Raw genomic sequence first — 16,431 nt, forward strand, 5'->3', positions numbered from 1 at the left:
TAATTTTACAACCTTCAATCATTTTGTATAGAAGAAGACTTAATATACTTACTAATTAATTATAGTTATGAATAAAAAATGTATTCTATTTTTACTTGCAGTTATTTGTACATGTTTAAATGTGCAAGCTCAAAATGTAGATAGTAGTAATTTCACTGATGATTATGTAAAATTCACTAATGATCAAAAGCAATTTAATGACTGGTCTATATCTATATATGGAGGTGTTCCCTGGTTAATAACATCTGACTTTACCTCTATAGATAATGGTGCTTCTAGCAAATGGAGAGTTGGATATGATTTTCAAGCTTCAATTAATAAACAAATTTCACATGTCTTCGGATTAAATTTATTAGGTCAAATTGGTGAGACTAAACAAGGATATGGATCTGATAAAGTAGATGCTAAAACTAATTATTTTGCTTTAAGCATTTTAGGAGATTTAAATGTTTCTTCTTTATTCAGAAGAATTGATAACAGGTCTCCATATAGATGGGCAATACATACATATGCAGGAGTAGGAACAATACAATATAAAGCTAAAACTAAATTCATAGAAAGAGGTTCTAATGTATATGAAACTATGGCTGACGAAGATATGGGGCTCAAATCCCTATTCGCTCAAATAGGTACCGGGTTAACCTATAAAATAAATAAAAGATGGGATACATCTTTACGTGCCATGTATGTAATTACAGGTGACGAACTATTTGATGGTTCTGGTAATAATGGTCATTATCCAGATTTGCATAAAGGAGGTAAATCCGATAATTTTTTAACAACCTCATTGGGTATTACCTATAAAATTGGAAGGCATAACGAACATTTAAGCTGGGTGGATCCTTTAAGAGAAATGTTTACAAAAATTAATGATGTAGCCAGTCAACAACAATTAGAAGTTTGTGTTTTTGGAGATAAAGACGATGATGGAGTTTGTGACGATTGGGATAGAGAATTAGATACTCCTAAAGGAGCACGTGTAGATGGATCAGGTAGAGCTTTAGATGTAGATATGGACGGTATAATTGACTTATATGACAAATGTCCTACATTTCCTGGCCCTGAATCCAACGATGGTTGTCCTGAACCACAAAAATTAGCTGAAGATGCTATTAATCCACTAATTGCCACTATGGGAGGTATTCAGTTTAATTTAGATTCAGACAAAATTCTTTTAGAATCACAACCGATTTTAGATCAAGTGGCTGATATCATAGTTAAATATGGTCAAGGTACTAGATTTTTAGTTGAAGGACACTCTGACGCTAGAGGTTCTGATGCATATAATCTTAATCTTTCTAAGAGAAGAGTTACTTCAGTAATTAAATATTTAGTTTCCAAAGGTGTTCCTCCTTATCAATTAACAGGTAAAGGCATGGGATTCACTACCCCTAAGTATCCTGAGTGTAAACCAGCCTCTAAATGTCCTGAATGGAAAAATAAAGAGAACAGAAGAGTTGTTTTCAAATTACTTGATTCAGCAGAATAAAATTAATAGTAAATATAAAAAAAGCCTCTTAAAATAAGAGGCTTTTTTGTTTACTTAGATATTATAATTATTTATAATTTCATTATCATATATTATCTCTCTCAAATATTATTATATAATTAATTTTTAAATGAATTATAGTTAAATCTATGAATTAACATTAGGATACTTTTGAAAAACTTATTAAATAAGGCTATTATTTTTTTATTTAAATACTATTTTTTACTATACACCAAGAGTAATACATCTTTTTAAATTAAATTCACTTATATCCTATATATTTAATATTCATTAAAATATACTTTATTTAACTAATTATGAAGTTTAATGAAAAGTACATTTACTTTCAATCTCGAGCATAATTATTACCTCAATCCCAAAAGCATCTTAACCAAATATCTAAAATGAAAATAAATACTGTTTTAATTAAAATTCAATTATTATCTTTCATAATAATTAAACCATATTAATAAAATAAAAAAGCAGGTTAAAAACCTGCTTTTTTATTTTACAAAATTTATTATTTATTCTTTAGTTTCAACTGATTTATTATCAGATTGTACTTCACTAGATTCATTTACTACAGTATCTACTATTGATTCTATTGTATCCGATTTTTTAGTGGAACGACGACTTCTTCTAGTTACTTTTTTATTAGATTCTCCTAAATTGTAAGTCTCATTAAAATCTACTAATTCAATAAGAGCGGTATCTGCACCATCTCCTAATCTAAAACCAGTTTTAATTATTCTACAATATCCACCATTTCTTAAAGAAATTTTGGTAGCAATTGTTCTGAATAGTTCTGTAACTGCCTCCTTATTTTGAAGATAGCTAAAAACAATTCTTCTATTGTGCGTAGTATCTTCTTTAGATTTAGTTAATAATGGTTCTATATATGTTCTTAATGCTTTAGCTTTAGCAACAGTTGTATTGATTCTCTTATGAAGAATAAGAGAGGCAGCCATATTTGAAAGCATAGCTTTACGATGTGATGCCGTTCTCCCTAAATGATTAAACTTTTTTCCGTGTCTCATGATTTCTTATTATTCTGCTTCTAATTTATACTTTGAAACATCCAAACCAAAAGTCAGATTCTTTGAATATACTAAATCTTCCAATTCGGTTAATGATTTTTTACCAAAATTCCTAAACTTCATTAAATCTGATTTTGTAAAGGAAACTAATTCACCCAAAGTTTCAACTTCAGCAGCTTTTAGACAATTAAGAGCCCTAACAGATAGATCCATATCAACTAATTTAGTTTTTAATAGCTGTCTCATATGAAGAGCTTCTTCGTCATAAGTATCTGCAGATGAAACAACATCAGCTTCTAATGTTATTCTTTCATCAGAAAATAACATAAAATGATGAATTAATATTTTAGCTGCTTCTGTTAAAGCTTCTTGAGGGGTTATAGAACCATCTGTTTGAATATCTAGAATAAGCTTTTCATAATCTGTTCTCTGTTCAACACGGTAATCTTCAATGCTATAACTAACATTTCTGATAGGTGTATAAATAGAGTCAATTGCAATAGTTCCTATTGGAGCATGATTAGATTTATTTTGTTCTGCAGGTACATACCCTCTTCCCTTATCTATATTAAAAGTTATATTAAATTTAACTGATTTATCCATATGACAAATCACCAAATCAGGATTTAAAACTTGATAGGAAGAAATAAATTTACCTAAATCTCCAGCTGTCAATTCTGATTTACCGGAGATTTGTGCAGTTACAATTTCATTTCCACCTTTATTGATTTGATTTTTAAATCTAACTTTTTTAAGATTCAATATGATTTCAGTCACATCTTCTATTACGCCCGGAATAGTTGAAAATTCATGTTCAACTCCCTCAATTTTTATTGATGTAATAGCGTATCCTTCCAACGAAGATAATAAAACTCTTCTTAAAGCATTTCCTACGGTTAATCCAAATCCAGGCTCTAAGGGTCTGAATTCAAATTGACCTTTAAAATCATCTGATTCAACTAAAATTACCTTATCAGGTTTTATAAAGTTTAAAATTGCCATATAAATCTTAGCTAATTTTTTATTTTATTTAGAATATAATTCGACTATCAATTGTTCTTTGATATCTTCAGGAATTTGAATTCTTTCAGGAACTACTTTAAAATCTCCTGATAGTTTTTCATCATTCCATACTAGCCATTCATAAGTTTTATGAGAATTATTAGCTAAAGCATCTTTAATTACTTGTAATGATTTAGATTTTTCTCTAACTCCAATCACATCACCCGGTTTTAAAAGGTAAGACGGTATATTTACAATTTCACCATTTACGGTAATATGTTTATGGGAGACTAATTGACGAGATCCCGCTCTAGTATTAGACAACCCAAACCTATATACAACATTATCTAGTCTGGATTCGCATAATTGTAATAAAACTTCTCCGGTAATCCCTTTACTCCTCTGTGCTTTATTAAACAAATTTGCAAACTGTCTCTCTAAAATACCATAAGTGTATTTTGCTTTTTGTTTTTCTGCTAATTGAACTGCATATTCAGATTTTTTAGCACCTCTTCTCTTGTTCGGACCGTGTTGTCCTGGAGGATATTTTCTTCTTTCAAAATACTTATCTTCCCCATAAATAGCCTGTCCGAATTTTCTAGCTATTTTCGTTTTTGGACCAATATATCTTGCCATTATAAAATTTGAATGATATTAATAGTATTAAACTCTTCTTCTTTTTGGTGGTCTACATCCATTATGTGGTATAGGAGTAACATCAATTATTTCACTAACTTCAATACCGGCATTATGGATGGTTCGAATAGCAGATTCTCTTCCAGCTCCTGGACCTTTCACAAAAACTTTAACCCTTCTTAATCCTAATTCATACGCAACTTGCGCACAATTATCAGCTGCCATTTGAGCCGCATAAGGTGTATTTTTTTTAGAGCCTTTGAAACCCATTTTTCCAGCAGAAGCCCAAGATATTACTTCTCCATTTTTATTGGTTAAAGAGATGATAATATTATTAAAAGTGGCTTGAATGTGAGCTTCTCCTATCGCTTCAATTTTAACTTTTCTTTTTTTAGCTGTTTTTGACGCTGTTTTTGCCATATTTTTATTTATTATTTAGTGGCCTTTTTCTTATTAGCTACAGTTTTTCTTTTACCTTTTCTTGTACGAGAATTATTCTTAGTTCTTTGACCTCTGAGTGGTAAGCCCAAACGATGCCTAATACCTCTCTGACATCCGATATCCATTAAACGTTTAATGTTCAATTGAATTTCAGAACGTAATTCTCCCTCAACTTTTACATTTTCGGAAATAAATTTTCTGATAGCATTAACTTCATCATCATTCCATTCAGAAACTTTTTTATCTTCACTAATTCCTGCATCTTTTAAAACTTTTGATGCAGTACTTTTACCAACACCGTATATATAGGTAAGGCCTATAACTCCTCTTTTATTTTTTGGTAAATCTACACCGGAAATTCTAGCCATAGTATTAACCTTGTCTTTGTTTAAATTTAGGATTTTTTTTGTTTATAATGTATAGACGACCTTTACGTCTTACAACAATATCATCTGAACTTCTTTTTTTAAGTGATGCTCTAATTTTCATTTTCTTTCTATTTTAATATCTGAAAGTTATTCTTCCTTTTGATAAATCGTATGGTGACATTTCCAACCTTACTTTATCTCCAGGTAATAGTTTAATATAATGCATCCTCATTTTACCAGAAATATGCGCGGTTAAAATGTGACCATTTTCTAATTCTACTCTGAACATTGCATTAGACAATGCTTCAATGATAGTTCCGTCTTGTTCTATATGTTTTTGTTTCGCCATATATTAATTCGGATTTCTACTTAATCTTGACTGCATTAAACCATCATAATGGTGATTTAATAAATAAGTATTAATTTGTTGTACAGTATCTAATAATACTCCTACCATGATTAATAAAGAGGTTCCACCAAAAAATAATGCAAATTTATCGGTTGCGGTGAGACCGATAATTTTAACTATTGCTGGAAGAACTGCTATAAGAGCTAAATAAATTGCTCCGGGTAAGGTTATTTTAGATAAAACGTCATCTAAAAAATCAGCTGTTTCTTTACCAGGTTTTACACGTGGAATTAATCCTCCATTTCTTTTTAAATCATCAGCCATTTGATTTATAGGAATAGTTATTGCCGTGTAGAAAAAGGTAAAGACAATTATTAATATGGCAAACAAAAGATTATATTGCCAACTGAATACTTGACTGAATCCTGCCCAAAAAGTATTGGTAGTTGTTTCAGAACGAACCAATAATCCCGGTATAAACATCAATGCTTGTGCAAAAATTATAGGCATTACACCTGCAGCGTTAACTTTTAATGGTATATACTGTCTTGCCGCATTGGTTATGGATCGTAATGAACCTGATTTTGTCCTACTAACATATTGTACTGGAACTTTTCTTACGGCTACAGTCAACATAATACATAATATGATAACCAGCAACCAAGCAAGGACTTCTACAAACATCATGATAAGTCCTTTTCCAGTATCTCCCATTTGTACACCAATTTCTTGTACAAATGCTGTTGGAAAACCTGCCAAAATACCAACCATAATTAGAATAGATATTCCATTTCCAATTCCTTTATCAGTAATCTTTTCGCCCATCCACATAGCAAAAATTGTGCCTGAAATCAAGATTATAATACTTGGTATCCAGAATAAGAAAATATTATTCGGATCTACCAAATAGGCAGTTCTAAATTGCTCAATCGGTAGAAAGACTTGTGTAATGGACGTCAAATAAGCAGGAGCTTGTATTAAACATATTAATATTGTCAACCACCTTGTTATTTGATTAACCTTTTTACGACCACTTTCTCCCTCTTTTTGTAGTTTTTGTATATAAGGTATAGCTAATCCCATTAATTGCACTACAATAGAAGCAGATATATACGGCATAATACCTAAAGCAAAAATTGATGCTTTACTAAATGCACCCCCCGTAAATGAAGATAATAAACCTAATAGGCCGGTAGCCTGTTGGTTTCCACCGTTGTTTTTGTAGATATCAAGAATATTATCTACTTCAACCATATTGATAGCAGGAAGTGAAACATGCGTACCAAATCTGTATACCAATACTAGAACAAAAGTGAAAATAAGTTTATCTCTTAACTCTTTTATACTCCAGATATTCTTTAATGTCTGTATAAATCCTTTCATGCCATTTTATAAGATGTTAGCTTTCCCCCCGGCTTTTTCAATAGCCTCTTTTGCTGATTTTGTATATTTATCAACAGTTATGTTAACAGTGGATTTCAATTCTCCTCTACCAAGAATTTTAACTAAATCATTTTTGGAAATTAATCCATTTTGAGTTAAAGTTTCTTTGGTGATTTCAGTAGAAATTTTATTTATATCAATTAACTCCTGAATTGTGTCTAAATTAATACCTACATATTCTTTTCTATTGATATTTTTAAAACCAAATTTAGGAATTCTTCTTTGTAAAGGCATTTGCCCCCCTTCAAATCCTATTTTATCTTTATGTCCTGAACGAGATTTGTCTCCTTTATGACCTTTAGTAGAAGTACCTCCTTTACCACTTCCTTGACCTCTACCTAATCTTTTGCTATTATGTGTTGAACCTTGTGCAGGTTTTAAAGTATGTAAATTCATATCTTAATTATTCTTCAACAGTTACTAAATGTTTTACTACTGCAACCATACCCAATATTTGTGGGGTTGCTTCATGTTCAACGGTCTTATTCAATTTAGTTAATCCTAAAGCTTCTAAGGTTAGCTTTTGATTTTTTGGTCTTTTAATTGAACTTCTTTTTAAAGTTATTTTTATCGTTGCCATGTTCTTATCCTTTAAATACTTTAGAAAGTGAAACTCCTCTTTGTTGTGCGATAGTCTCTGCACTTCTTAAGTTTAATAGTGCTTTTACTGTTGCTTTTACTACATTATGTGGATTTGAAGATCCTTTTGATTTTGAAAGCACATCTTTAACTCCTGCAGATTCTAATACTGCACGAACCGCACCACCAGCAATTAATCCAGTACCATGAGAAGCAGGACGTATAAATACATCAGCACCACCATATTTTGCAGATTGTTCATGTGGAAGTGAACCGTTTAATATCGGTACTCTAACTAAATTTTTCTTAGCATCTTCAACAGCTTTTGATATAGCACTGGCTACCTCTTTAGATTTCCCTAAACCAAATCCAACTACTCCTTTTTCATCACCTACAACAACAATAGCTGAAAATCCAAATGCTCTACCTCCTTTGGTTACTTTTGTTACTCTTTGCACACCTACCAATCGGTCTACAAGTTCTAACCCACCTGGTTTTACTCTTTCAATATTATTTATTCCTAACATAATTTTTTTAATGTATTAAAATTTTAAACCTCCTTCTCTAGCACCATCAGCTAAGGCTTTCACTCTTCCGTGGTATATAAAGCCATTTCTATCAAAAACAATAGTTTCAATACCGGCTACTTTAGCATTTTCAGCTAATTTCTTACCTACTAAAGTAGAAATTTCAGTTTTAGTTCCTTTTTCTCCAGCAATTTCTTTTTGACGCGAAGAAGCGTAAGCTAAAGTTTTGCCAGTATTATCATCTATAAGTTGAGCGTAAATTTCTTTATTACTTCTGAATACAGATAAACGAGGTTTATCAGCCGTACCGAATATATTTTTACGTACTCTTCTTTTAACTCTTATTCTTTTTTCTCTTTTAGTTAATGCCATAACTTAATTTTTTATGCAGATTTACCTGCTTTTCTTCTGATTTGTTCTCCTACAAATTTAACTCCTTTACCTTTATAAGGTTCAGGTTTACGAAGTGATCTTATTTTTGCACAAACCATCCCTAATAAATGTTTATCGTATGAAGATAAAGTAATTATTGGATTTTTACCTTTTTCCGTTAATGTTTCTACTTTTACTTCTTGAGGTAATTCCAAAACTACTAAATGCGAAAACCCTAAAGCTAATTCCAACTTTTGTCCTTGATTGGAAGCTCTGTATCCCACACCGGCTAATTCTAATTTTTTAGTGAACCCTTCGGATACACCGACTATCATATTATTTATAAGGGCTCTATACAACCCATGCAAAGATTTATGTTCTTTGCTATCGGAAGGACGATTAACTGCTAATTGAGAGTTTTCAATATTTATAGTTATTCCTCCGGTAAGTTCCTGTTTTAACTCACCATTTTTTCCTTTAACTGTAACTACATTATCATTATAATCAATGGTAGTACCTGTTGGAATATTTATTATTGCTTTTCCTATTCTTGACATTTCTTCAATTTTTTAATAAACATAACAAATTACCTCTCCACCAACATTTTCTTGTCGTGCTTTCTTATCTGTCATTACTCCTTTTGAAGTTGAGATAATAGCTATACCTAATCCATTTAAAACTCTTGGAAGTTCTTTACAACCGGAATATTTTCTTAAACCCGGTTTTGATGCCCGTTCAATTTTTTTGATAGCCGGAAGATTGGTTGCCTTATCGTATTTTAAAGCAATTTTAATAATTCCTTGTACACTACCTTCTTCAAATTTGTAGTTAAGGATATATCCTTGATCAAAGAGAATTTTAGTAATCTCTTTTTTAATTTTTGATGCAGGAATTTCAACAACTTTGTGTCCTGCTCTCATGGCATTTCTTACTCTTGTCAAGTAATCTGCAATTGGGTCTGTAACCATATTTATTTAATTTTAGAGTATAGAATTTAAATTCTACTTTTAAAATCTATTATTTTTAATTTTACCAACTAGCTTTTTTAACTCCCGGTATTAGTCCTTCATTAGCCATTTCTCTAAAAGTAACTCTGGAAATTCCAAACACTCTCATGTATCCTCTTGGTCTACCTGTAAGCTTACATCTGTTATGTAATCTTACCGGAGAAGAGTTTTTAGGGAGTTTTTGAAGTGCTTCATAATCTCCAGCTTCTTTTAAAGCTTTTCTCTTAGCGGCATATTTAGCAGAAAGTGCTTCTCTTTTGCGCTCACGCGCTTTCATTGATTCTTTAGCCATACTATAAATTAATTCTTTTTAAATGGTAATCCAAAATGGGTTAATAATGCTTTAGCTTCCTTATCGGTTTTCGCATTAGTTACAAAGGTAATATCCATACCTTGAATTTTCTTCACTTTATCGATATTTATTTCCGGGAATATGATTTGTTCAGTAATTCCTAACGTATAGTTACCTCTACCATCAAAACCATCTGATTTTATTCCATTAAAATCTCTAACTCGTGGTAAAGCAGCAGTTATTAATCGATCTAAAAATTCATACATTCTATCTCCTCTTAAGGTAACCATTGCACCGATTGGCATTCCTTTTCTTAATTTGAAACCGGCTTCATCTTTTTTGGATAGACATGGAACTGCTTTTTGTCCGGCTATTAAAGTAATCTCTTCAACTGCATAATCAACAATTTTTTTATCAGCCGTTGCTGCCCCTAGTCCTTGACTTATCACAATCTTTTCAAGTTTTGGAACCTGCATCACGGATGTGTAACCAAATTCCTCTTTTAGAGCTGAGATGATTTTATCTTTATATAATTGTTTAGGTCTTGCTATGTATTGCATAATCTTTCAAATTTAATTAAATCACTTCTCCTGATTTGGTTGCAACTCTAACTTTTTTCTCACCATCTATTTTATAACTTACTCTTGTTGGTTTTCCAGATTGAGGATCCAATAAAGCTATGTTAGAAATATGTATGGAAGCTTCTTTTTCAATAATGCTTCCTTGAGGATTTTCAGCTGAAGGTTTTTTATGTTTTTTAACAATATTAACTCCTTCAACAATTGCTCTGTTTTTATCAGGATAAATTACTAAAACTTGTCCTTGCTTTCCTTTATAAGCTCCTGCAAGAACCTGAACTTTATCTCCTTTTTTTATTTTAACTTTTGCCATTTTTTTTAATTTACCTTATAATACCTCAGGAGCTAATGAAATAATTTTCATATACTCTTTATCACGTAATTCTCTGGCTACCGGTCCAAAAACACGAGTTCCTCTCATTTCTCCTGCAGCATTTAACAATACACATGCATTATCTTCAAAACTAATATAAGAACCATCTTTCCTTCTTACAGGCTTTTTAGTTCTAACAACAACCGCTTTGGATACTTGACCTTTTTTAGCGTTTCCTGATGGGGTAGCATCTTTTATTGTAACAACTATTTTATCACCCACAGATGCATATCTTCTCTTTGAACCACCTAACACTCTGATAACTAAAGCTTCCTTGGCTCCAGTATTATCTGCAACTTTTAATCTTGATTCTGTTTGTAGCATCTCTAAATTATTTAGCTCTTTCTAATATTTCTACTAATCTCCATCTTTTACTCTTACTCAATGGACGAGTTTCCATAATGCGAACGGTATCCCCTTCATTGCATTCGTTTTTCTCATCGTGAGCAGTATATTTTTTAGTTTTTAAAACGAATTTCCCATACATGGGATGTTTCATTCTGCTTGTCTCACTAACAACGATAGTTTTATCCATCTTATTACTAGATACTACTCCGATTCTTTCTTTTCTTAAATTTCTTTCCATAATTGAAATTAAATTCTTTTTCGGATATTAAATTACTTTAAGGCTGTTGACAACCTTGCTATTGTTTTTCTCATCTCTCTTAATTGAATCGGATTTCCAATCGGAGACACTTTATGTGATAATCTTAGCTTAGCATATTCAGCTTTTGTTTCGGCTAATTTTGCTTTAACTTCTTCTTGACTTAAATTTCTTATATCAACTGCTTTCATCGATTTTATTATTTATGATTGCACAAAATCGTTAGCGACAACAAATTTAGTTTTTACCGGTAATTTTTGAGCTGCAAGACGTAATGCTTCTTTTGCAACATCATAAGGAACCCCTCCTATTTCAAATAAAATTCTTCCCGGTGATACTCTTGCTACCCAATATTCCACAGCTCCTTTTCCTTTACCCATACGAACCTCAGCAGGTTTTTTGGTAATAGGCTTATCCGGAAATATTTTAATCCATAATTGTCCTTCTCTTTTCATATATCGGGTGGCAGCAATACGTGCAGCTTCTATCTGTCTTGCAGTAATAAATACTGAATCTAACGCTTTAATTCCAAATGTACCGTATGCTAATTTACTTCCTCTGTAAGAAAGACCTTTCATACGTCCCTTTTGCTGTTTACGGAATTTTGTTCTTTTTGGTTGTAACATAATTACCTAAGATATTTTTTATCTTCTTTCTTTAACTTTTCTTTTCTGAGTCTTTTTCTGAAGACCTACTAATGGAGATAACTCTCTTTTACCATACACTTCGCCTTTCATAATCCATACTTTTACTCCTAAGCGACCATAGGTTGTATGAGCTTCAGCAATATAATAATCGATATCAGCACGGAAAGTTGACAAAGGAATTCTTCCTTCTTTAAAAGATTCTGATCTTGCCATTTCAGCTCCATTTAAACGACCGGAAATCATAATTTTAATTCCTTCCGCATTCATTCTCATAGTAGATGCAATCGCCATTTTTACGGCTCTTCTATATGAAATACGACTTTCAATTTGACGAGCTACACTTTCTGCAACTAATTTTGCATCAAGCTCAGGTCTTTTAATTTCGAAAATATTTATTTGAATTTCCTTTTTTGTGATCTTTTTTAACTCCTCTTTTAATTTATCTACTTCCTGACCACCTTTCCCTATGATTATTCCAGGTCTCGCAGTGGTAATGGTGATAGTAACTAATTTCAAAGTTCTTTCGATGTAAATTCGGGAAACACCTGCTTTGGATAATCTAGCTTCTAAATATCTTCTGATTTTATAATCTTCTGCTATTTTATCTCCAAAGTTTTTTCCACCATACCAATTAGAATCCCATCCTCGAATGATTCCTAATCTATTACCTATTGGATTTGTTTTTTGTCCCATACTTAATTTACTTCGTTTTTGTTTCCAAGAATAATTGTTACATGATTAGATCTTTTTCTAATCCTATATCCTCTACCTTGAGGAGCAGGACGTAATCTTTTTAACATAGATCCACCGTCAACAAAAATTTCTTTTACATAAAGTTTAGCTTCTTCGATGTCTTTACCTTCATTTTTTACTTGCCAATTAGCTATAGCACTTAATAAAAGTTTTTCTAATCTGATTGAAGCTTCTTTTTTTGAATATTTTAATATGTATAATGCTTTATCAACATCAACGCCTCTAATGATATCTGCTACTAATCTCATCTTTCTAGGCGAGGTAGGACAATTATTCAAGCGAGCAATTGCTAAATTTTTTTTAGCTTCTTTACGTGCTGTAGCACTATTTTGTTTTCTGTTACCCATTGCTTATTATCTGTTACCTTTATTTTTATTTCCTGCATGACCTCTAAACACACGAGTAGGTGAAAATTCCCCTAGCTTATGTCCAACCATATTTTCAGTTACATATACCGGTACAAATTGTTTTCCGTTATGTACTGCAAACGTTTGACCAACGAAATCTGGAGATATCATTGATGCTCTAGACCATGTTTTAATCACGACTTTTTTTCCTGACTCTATATTTGCTTGAACTTTCTTGTTTAATTTATAGTGAATATAAGGTCCTTTTTTTAACGAACGTGCCATACTAGATTATTTTCTTTTTTGTAAAATATAACGATTCGATTCTTTCTTCTTTGAACGAGTCTTGTATCCTTTTGCAGGCATACCTTTTCTAGATCTTGGATGTCCTCCGGTTGATCTACCTTCACCACCTCCCATTGGGTGATCTACAGGGTTCATTGCTACCGGCCTTGTTCTTGGTCTTCTTCCTAACCATCTGCTTCTACCTGCTTTACCAGATACGATTAACTGATGATCTGAATTGGATACTGAACCAATTGTTGCCATACATTCAACTAAAATCATACGAGTTTCTCCGGAAGGCATTTTAAGAACAGCATATTTACCGTCTCTGGCAATTAATTGCGCACTTGTCCCTGCACTTCTTGCCATTTTCGCTCCTTGTCCGGGGCGTAACTCAATACATGAAATAACTGTACCTAAAGGTATGTTTTTTAATTTCATTGCGTTTCCAATTTCGGGAGCAACACTCTCTCCTGAAACGACTTTTTGCCCCACTTTGATTCCGTGAGGAGATACAATGTAGCGTTTTTCACCATCTGCATAAACCAATAAGGCGATAAATGCAGTTCTGTTTGGATCATATTCTACTGATTTAACAGTAGCCGGAATACCAAACTTATTTCTCTTGAAATCGATCTCTCTGTATCGTTTCTTGTGTCCACCTCCGGTATAACGCATGGTCATTTTTCCGGAATTATTTCTACCTCCTGATTTAGAAATTCCTCTCAATAAGGATTTTTCTGGTTTTGAAGTAGTGATTTCTTCAAAATTGTTAACAATTCTGAATCTTTGTCCGGGGGTGATAGGTTTTAATTTTCTTACCGACATGATTCTTTATAAATTATATATTTCCAAATACGTCAATGGTTTGCCCTTCTTGTATGTCTACCATTGCTTTTTTCAATTTATTAGTTTTTCCAACTTGAAGACCTGTTTTTGTGTATTTAGATTTAACAACAGGTGCAGAAATTAATGTTCTTACTGCAACTACACTAACTCCGTAAGCTTGTTCCACCGCATACTTAATCTCTGATTTATTCGATTTGGTATCTACTAAAAATGTATAACGATTTCTTTTTTCAGCGATTTCGTTTGCTTTTTCTGATATAACAGGTTTTATGAGTACAGACATAATTCTATTTTCTTAAATTTTCTTGTATTTTTTCTACTGAGCTTTCAAACAAAACCACCTCATTCGCTTTTAAGATATCGTAACTACTTATCTCGTTATATTCTAACACTTTAGCATCTTTTAAATTTCTTGATGACAAATATACATATTTATTTGACTTCCCTAAAACGAACAAAGTCTTTTTGTTAGCCAGTCCTAAATCTTGTAAAACTTTAATAAAATCTTTTGTTTTAGGTACTTCAAAATTTAAGTCCTCAACTATTTTCAAGTTGTTCTCTTTTAATTTCTGACTTAAAACGGATTTTTTCGCTATTCTTTTTAATGATTTATTCAATTTAAACCTATAATCTCTTGGTTTAGGACCAAACACTCTTGCCCCACCCCTAAACAAAGGATTGTTTATATCCCCTTTTCGAGACCCACCTGTTCCTTTTTGACGATGAAGTTTTCGAGTTGACCCGCTTAATTCGGATCTTTCTTTAGATTTATGTGTCCCTTGTCTTTGTGATGCCAAATATTGCTTTACTTCTAAGTAAACTGCATGTGTATTTGGTTCAACTCCAAATATTGTTTCGTCTAAAGCAACCTTTCTTCCGGTTTCTTTTCCGCTTCTATCTAGTACTACTAATTCCATCTTCTTACAATTACATATGAATTTTTAGGACCCGGAACTGCACCTTTTACAATTAAAAGATTTTTTTCATTGTCCACTTTTATAACCTGTAAATTTTGCACTGTCACTTGATTTCCACCCATTCTTCCTGCCATTCTCATTCCTTTAAATACTCTAGATGGATCTGATCCTGCTCCAATAGAACCCGGAGCTCTCAATCTGTTATGCTGACCGTGTGTTGCTTGCATAACCCCTCCAAAGCCGTGTCTTTTAACCACCCCTTGAAATCCTTTACCTTTCGAAGTTCCGGTAACGTCAACATATTCTCCTTCTGAAAATAAATCAACCTTTACTTCCTCTCCGATTTTCAACCCGTCAAATCCGTGACGAAACTCCACCATTTTTCTTTTTGGTGTTGAACCTGCTTTTTTGAAGTGACCTAAAAGGGCTTTGCCGACATTTTTTTCACTTCTGTCATCGAAACCTAGCTGAACTGCATAATAGCCGTCCTTCTCTTCGGTTCTGACCTGTAAAACTGTACATGGACCTGCTTCTATAACTGTACAAGGAATATTTTTACCTTCCTCATCGAACAAGCTGGTCATGCCAATTTTTTTTCCAATAATACCTGACATTTGTTCTATTTATATATTTTTTCGGACTGCAAAATTAAAAATTTTTTTTCACAATTTAACATTCTGATTCAAAATTTTTTATATTTAGTTTTTATTTTGATTTTCCTGATGTAATCATTATTAAAATTTACCCATGTTTTTTTTACTTTTATTAAATCTGTTTAGAATAAATCATTAATAATTTTACATCTTTTAATTTTTCATATATGCAGTTTGTATGAAATAACTTCTTTTTTATATCCGCCTTTTTCATCCTTCTCATATCCATTATCCAGGCTTTCCCTATGCGCCACATGATTCAATCCGCTTACTATCAGGCCTGTGGCGGCGCCTTGCCAGAAGTTTCCATTCGTTAAAACTGCGCCAAAACCTCCGCTTACGGTGCCGAAAAACAGGGTCCCGCCTATTTTTGTGCCATCTACGCCGGAGGCGACACCGATTATTAATACTTTTAACTTCTATTTATTCTGTTTCTGACATTTCTTCATCATCCGGTGGACAATATAAATCTAAGTCAAATTCTACTTCTATTTGTCTTATAAATTCATTATATCTTGGGGTTAAATGTACCCACGGTGTGCTCTCTTTTCTGTTATAAATAAATAGGGCTAGGGAAAATTCATATTCGCAGCCGTACTTTTTACTTAACATCTGTAGTATTTCTATTTTAGGTTCTAATAAATCCAACATAGCATTGAGTTGATCTTCAAATAAAGATTTATTATCTAAGGGATTTTTTAATATCCATCCATTTTGTTTTGATAATCTTGGAATATTTGGTCTTATTCTTTGTCCTTTAACATATACTATAGAAGGCGTAATTTCTAACATCCGAGTTATATCTTCATGAGTAATATCCTCATAATTCCATATACAGAAATCGAAATACATATTATTTAAATCTAGTTTTTCCATGATCTAA

At 32.2% G+C, this 16,431-nt stretch carries 30 protein-coding genes; 1 reads left to right on the plus strand and 29 read right to left on the minus strand.

Translation table 11 applies throughout. The features are described from left to right. The first annotated feature begins 67 nt into the window (after window positions 1-67). Window positions 68-1,489, plus strand: coding sequence for an OmpA family protein (locus ASC36_RS04745; protein WP_082435404.1), 1,422 nt, complete (start codon window positions 68-70; stop codon window positions 1,487-1,489). A gap of 524 nt (window positions 1,490-2,013) precedes the next feature. On the opposite strand, the gene rplQ is transcribed toward ASC36_RS04745, so the two are convergent. From rplQ to ASC36_RS04885, 29 genes are all read right to left on the minus strand, one after another. Then, window positions 2,014-2,526, minus strand: coding sequence for a 50S ribosomal protein L17 (gene rplQ / locus ASC36_RS04750; RefSeq protein ID WP_055425347.1), 513 nt, complete (start codon window positions 2,524-2,526; stop codon window positions 2,014-2,016). Window positions 2,527-2,535: 9 nt separating this feature from the next. Beyond that, window positions 2,536-3,528, minus strand: a complete 993-nt coding sequence (locus tag ASC36_RS04755) for a DNA-directed RNA polymerase subunit alpha (RefSeq protein ID WP_055425348.1) — start codon at window positions 3,526-3,528, stop codon at window positions 2,536-2,538. A gap of 24 nt (window positions 3,529-3,552) precedes the next feature. Then, the gene (gene rpsD / locus ASC36_RS04760; RefSeq protein WP_055425349.1) at window positions 3,553-4,164 is read right to left on the minus strand and encodes a 30S ribosomal protein S4; all 612 of its coding nucleotides are present in this window, start codon (window positions 4,162-4,164) and stop codon (window positions 3,553-3,555) included. A 27-nt stretch (window positions 4,165-4,191) separates the two neighbouring features. After that, window positions 4,192-4,584 (minus strand): 30S ribosomal protein S11, encoded by a 393-nt coding sequence (rpsK, locus tag ASC36_RS04765; protein WP_055425350.1) that lies wholly within the window; start codon window positions 4,582-4,584, stop codon window positions 4,192-4,194. Window positions 4,585-4,595: 11 nt separating this feature from the next. Then, on the minus strand, window positions 4,596-4,973 hold the full coding sequence (rpsM, locus tag ASC36_RS04770) for a 30S ribosomal protein S13 (RefSeq protein ID WP_055425351.1): 378 nt from the start codon (window positions 4,971-4,973) through the stop codon (window positions 4,596-4,598). A 4-nt stretch (window positions 4,974-4,977) separates the two neighbouring features. After that, window positions 4,978-5,094, minus strand: coding sequence for a type B 50S ribosomal protein L36 (gene ykgO / locus ASC36_RS10505; protein WP_073961215.1), 117 nt, complete (start codon window positions 5,092-5,094; stop codon window positions 4,978-4,980). 12 nt (window positions 5,095-5,106) lie between these two features. Beyond that, window positions 5,107-5,322 (minus strand): translation initiation factor IF-1, encoded by a 216-nt coding sequence (gene infA, locus ASC36_RS04775; RefSeq protein ID WP_055425352.1) that lies wholly within the window; start codon window positions 5,320-5,322, stop codon window positions 5,107-5,109. A 3-nt stretch (window positions 5,323-5,325) separates the two neighbouring features. Continuing rightward, window positions 5,326-6,705: a preprotein translocase subunit SecY gene (gene secY, locus ASC36_RS04780; protein WP_055425353.1), complete on the minus strand. Its 1,380-nt coding sequence runs from the start codon at window positions 6,703-6,705 to the stop codon at window positions 5,326-5,328. Between the two features lie 6 nt (window positions 6,706-6,711). Beyond that, a complete protein-coding gene (gene rplO / locus ASC36_RS04785) occupies window positions 6,712-7,161 on the minus strand; it encodes a 50S ribosomal protein L15 (RefSeq protein WP_055425354.1) in 450 nt (149 codons plus the stop codon). Between the two features lie 7 nt (window positions 7,162-7,168). Then, the gene (gene rpmD, locus ASC36_RS04790; protein ID WP_055425355.1) at window positions 7,169-7,345 is read right to left on the minus strand and encodes a 50S ribosomal protein L30; all 177 of its coding nucleotides are present in this window, start codon (window positions 7,343-7,345) and stop codon (window positions 7,169-7,171) included. Window positions 7,346-7,349: 4 nt separating this feature from the next. Beyond that, window positions 7,350-7,871: a 30S ribosomal protein S5 gene (rpsE, locus tag ASC36_RS04795; protein ID WP_055425356.1), complete on the minus strand. Its 522-nt coding sequence runs from the start codon at window positions 7,869-7,871 to the stop codon at window positions 7,350-7,352. Between the two features lie 15 nt (window positions 7,872-7,886). After that, the gene (gene rplR, locus ASC36_RS04800) at window positions 7,887-8,243 is read right to left on the minus strand and encodes a 50S ribosomal protein L18 (RefSeq protein ID WP_055425357.1); all 357 of its coding nucleotides are present in this window, start codon (window positions 8,241-8,243) and stop codon (window positions 7,887-7,889) included. An 11-nt stretch (window positions 8,244-8,254) separates the two neighbouring features. Continuing rightward, window positions 8,255-8,800: a 50S ribosomal protein L6 gene (gene rplF, locus ASC36_RS04805; protein WP_055425358.1), complete on the minus strand. Its 546-nt coding sequence runs from the start codon at window positions 8,798-8,800 to the stop codon at window positions 8,255-8,257. Between the two features lie 12 nt (window positions 8,801-8,812). Then, entirely contained in the window at window positions 8,813-9,211 is a 399-nt protein-coding gene (rpsH, locus tag ASC36_RS04810) for a 30S ribosomal protein S8 (protein ID WP_055425359.1), read from the minus strand. 61 nt (window positions 9,212-9,272) lie between these two features. Continuing rightward, window positions 9,273-9,542, minus strand: a complete 270-nt coding sequence (gene rpsN / locus ASC36_RS04815; RefSeq protein WP_055425360.1) for a 30S ribosomal protein S14 — start codon at window positions 9,540-9,542, stop codon at window positions 9,273-9,275. Window positions 9,543-9,550: 8 nt separating this feature from the next. Then, a complete protein-coding gene (gene rplE, locus ASC36_RS04820; RefSeq protein WP_055425361.1) occupies window positions 9,551-10,102 on the minus strand; it encodes a 50S ribosomal protein L5 in 552 nt (183 codons plus the stop codon). Between the two features lie 16 nt (window positions 10,103-10,118). Then, entirely contained in the window at window positions 10,119-10,433 is a 315-nt protein-coding gene (gene rplX, locus ASC36_RS04825) for a 50S ribosomal protein L24 (RefSeq protein ID WP_055425362.1), read from the minus strand. Between the two features lie 15 nt (window positions 10,434-10,448). After that, window positions 10,449-10,817: a 50S ribosomal protein L14 gene (rplN, locus tag ASC36_RS04830; RefSeq protein ID WP_055425363.1), complete on the minus strand. Its 369-nt coding sequence runs from the start codon at window positions 10,815-10,817 to the stop codon at window positions 10,449-10,451. 7 nt (window positions 10,818-10,824) lie between these two features. Beyond that, window positions 10,825-11,079 (minus strand): 30S ribosomal protein S17, encoded by a 255-nt coding sequence (rpsQ, locus tag ASC36_RS04835; RefSeq protein ID WP_055425364.1) that lies wholly within the window; start codon window positions 11,077-11,079, stop codon window positions 10,825-10,827. Between the two features lie 32 nt (window positions 11,080-11,111). Further along, window positions 11,112-11,288: a 50S ribosomal protein L29 gene (gene rpmC / locus ASC36_RS04840; protein ID WP_055425365.1), complete on the minus strand. Its 177-nt coding sequence runs from the start codon at window positions 11,286-11,288 to the stop codon at window positions 11,112-11,114. Between the two features lie 12 nt (window positions 11,289-11,300). Beyond that, complete coding sequence (rplP, locus tag ASC36_RS04845) at window positions 11,301-11,723, minus strand: 50S ribosomal protein L16 (protein ID WP_055425366.1); 423 nt, start codon at window positions 11,721-11,723, stop codon at window positions 11,301-11,303. 18 nt (window positions 11,724-11,741) lie between these two features. Further along, window positions 11,742-12,437, minus strand: a complete 696-nt coding sequence (gene rpsC, locus ASC36_RS04850; protein ID WP_055425367.1) for a 30S ribosomal protein S3 — start codon at window positions 12,435-12,437, stop codon at window positions 11,742-11,744. A gap of 2 nt (window positions 12,438-12,439) precedes the next feature. Next, window positions 12,440-12,844 carry a 50S ribosomal protein L22 gene (gene rplV / locus ASC36_RS04855; protein WP_055425368.1) on the minus strand — a complete coding sequence of 135 codons (405 nt, stop codon included), beginning with the start codon at window positions 12,842-12,844 and terminating at the stop codon, window positions 12,440-12,442. 6 nt (window positions 12,845-12,850) lie between these two features. Continuing rightward, window positions 12,851-13,129, minus strand: coding sequence for a 30S ribosomal protein S19 (gene rpsS / locus ASC36_RS04860; RefSeq protein WP_055425369.1), 279 nt, complete (start codon window positions 13,127-13,129; stop codon window positions 12,851-12,853). A gap of 6 nt (window positions 13,130-13,135) precedes the next feature. Further along, a complete protein-coding gene (gene rplB / locus ASC36_RS04865) occupies window positions 13,136-13,957 on the minus strand; it encodes a 50S ribosomal protein L2 (protein ID WP_055425370.1) in 822 nt (273 codons plus the stop codon). Window positions 13,958-13,970: 13 nt separating this feature from the next. After that, a complete protein-coding gene (gene rplW, locus ASC36_RS04870; RefSeq protein ID WP_055425371.1) occupies window positions 13,971-14,261 on the minus strand; it encodes a 50S ribosomal protein L23 in 291 nt (96 codons plus the stop codon). A 4-nt stretch (window positions 14,262-14,265) separates the two neighbouring features. Next, window positions 14,266-14,895: a 50S ribosomal protein L4 gene (rplD, locus tag ASC36_RS04875; protein ID WP_055425372.1), complete on the minus strand. Its 630-nt coding sequence runs from the start codon at window positions 14,893-14,895 to the stop codon at window positions 14,266-14,268. Further along, complete coding sequence (gene rplC, locus ASC36_RS04880; RefSeq protein ID WP_055425373.1) at window positions 14,886-15,509, minus strand: 50S ribosomal protein L3; 624 nt, start codon at window positions 15,507-15,509, stop codon at window positions 14,886-14,888. The genes rplD and rplC overlap by 10 nt, the downstream gene beginning before the upstream one ends. Before the next feature lie 462 nt (window positions 15,510-15,971). Further along, window positions 15,972-16,424 (minus strand): DUF4279 domain-containing protein, encoded by a 453-nt coding sequence (locus ASC36_RS04885; RefSeq protein ID WP_055425374.1) that lies wholly within the window; start codon window positions 16,422-16,424, stop codon window positions 15,972-15,974. Between the last annotated feature and the right edge of the window lie 7 nt (window positions 16,425-16,431).

The sequence above is a fragment of the Apibacter mensalis genome (assembly GCF_001418685.1).
Lineage (GTDB): Bacteria > Bacteroidota > Bacteroidia > Flavobacteriales > Weeksellaceae > Apibacter > Apibacter mensalis.

Bases quoted from the DNA above. Each gene is read 5' to 3' on its own strand.
- ASC36_RS04745 (WP_082435404.1), top strand. From the start codon at position 68: ATGAATAAAAAATGTATTCTATTTTTACTTGCAGTTATTTGTACATGT.
- rplQ (WP_055425347.1), bottom strand. From the start codon at position 2,526: ATGAGACACGGAAAAAAGTTTAATCATTTAGGGAGAACGGCATCACAT.
- ASC36_RS04755 (WP_055425348.1), bottom strand. From the start codon at position 3,528: ATGGCAATTTTAAACTTTATAAAACCTGATAAGGTAATTTTAGTTGAA.
- rpsD (WP_055425349.1), bottom strand. From the start codon at position 4,164: ATGGCAAGATATATTGGTCCAAAAACGAAAATAGCTAGAAAATTCGGA.
- rpsK (WP_055425350.1), bottom strand. From the start codon at position 4,584: ATGGCAAAAACAGCGTCAAAAACAGCTAAAAAAAGAAAAGTTAAAATT.
- rpsM (WP_055425351.1), bottom strand. From the start codon at position 4,973: ATGGCTAGAATTTCCGGTGTAGATTTACCAAAAAATAAAAGAGGAGTT.
- ykgO (WP_073961215.1), bottom strand. From the start codon at position 5,094: ATGAAAATTAGAGCATCACTTAAAAAAAGAAGTTCAGATGATATTGTT.
- infA (WP_055425352.1), bottom strand. From the start codon at position 5,322: ATGGCGAAACAAAAACATATAGAACAAGACGGAACTATCATTGAAGCA.
- secY (WP_055425353.1), bottom strand. From the start codon at position 6,705: ATGAAAGGATTTATACAGACATTAAAGAATATCTGGAGTATAAAAGAG.
- rplO (WP_055425354.1), bottom strand. From the start codon at position 7,161: ATGAATTTACATACTTTAAAACCTGCACAAGGTTCAACACATAATAGC.
- rpmD (WP_055425355.1), bottom strand. From the start codon at position 7,345: ATGGCAACGATAAAAATAACTTTAAAAAGAAGTTCAATTAAAAGACCA.
- rpsE (WP_055425356.1), bottom strand. From the start codon at position 7,871: ATGTTAGGAATAAATAATATTGAAAGAGTAAAACCAGGTGGGTTAGAA.
- rplR (WP_055425357.1), bottom strand. From the start codon at position 8,243: ATGGCATTAACTAAAAGAGAAAAAAGAATAAGAGTTAAAAGAAGAGTA.
- rplF (WP_055425358.1), bottom strand. From the start codon at position 8,800: ATGTCAAGAATAGGAAAAGCAATAATAAATATTCCAACAGGTACTACC.
- rpsH (WP_055425359.1), bottom strand. From the start codon at position 9,211: ATGGTTACAGACCCAATTGCAGATTACTTGACAAGAGTAAGAAATGCC.
- rpsN (WP_055425360.1), bottom strand. From the start codon at position 9,542: ATGGCTAAAGAATCAATGAAAGCGCGTGAGCGCAAAAGAGAAGCACTT.
- rplE (WP_055425361.1), bottom strand. From the start codon at position 10,102: ATGCAATACATAGCAAGACCTAAACAATTATATAAAGATAAAATCATC.
- rplX (WP_055425362.1), bottom strand. From the start codon at position 10,433: ATGGCAAAAGTTAAAATAAAAAAAGGAGATAAAGTTCAGGTTCTTGCA.
- rplN (WP_055425363.1), bottom strand. From the start codon at position 10,817: ATGCTACAAACAGAATCAAGATTAAAAGTTGCAGATAATACTGGAGCC.
- rpsQ (WP_055425364.1), bottom strand. From the start codon at position 11,079: ATGGAAAGAAATTTAAGAAAAGAAAGAATCGGAGTAGTATCTAGTAAT.
- rpmC (WP_055425365.1), bottom strand. From the start codon at position 11,288: ATGAAAGCAGTTGATATAAGAAATTTAAGTCAAGAAGAAGTTAAAGCA.
- rplP (WP_055425366.1), bottom strand. From the start codon at position 11,723: ATGTTACAACCAAAAAGAACAAAATTCCGTAAACAGCAAAAGGGACGT.
- rpsC (WP_055425367.1), bottom strand. From the start codon at position 12,437: ATGGGACAAAAAACAAATCCAATAGGTAATAGATTAGGAATCATTCGA.
- rplV (WP_055425368.1), bottom strand. From the start codon at position 12,844: ATGGGTAACAGAAAACAAAATAGTGCTACAGCACGTAAAGAAGCTAAA.
- rpsS (WP_055425369.1), bottom strand. From the start codon at position 13,129: ATGGCACGTTCGTTAAAAAAAGGACCTTATATTCACTATAAATTAAAC.
- rplB (WP_055425370.1), bottom strand. From the start codon at position 13,957: ATGTCGGTAAGAAAATTAAAACCTATCACCCCCGGACAAAGATTCAGA.
- rplW (WP_055425371.1), bottom strand. From the start codon at position 14,261: ATGTCTGTACTCATAAAACCTGTTATATCAGAAAAAGCAAACGAAATC.
- rplD (WP_055425372.1), bottom strand. From the start codon at position 14,895: ATGGAATTAGTAGTACTAGATAGAAGCGGAAAAGAAACCGGAAGAAAG.
- rplC (WP_055425373.1), bottom strand. From the start codon at position 15,509: ATGTCAGGTATTATTGGAAAAAAAATTGGCATGACCAGCTTGTTCGAT.
- ASC36_RS04885 (WP_055425374.1), bottom strand. From the start codon at position 16,424: ATGGAAAAACTAGATTTAAATAATATGTATTTCGATTTCTGTATATGG.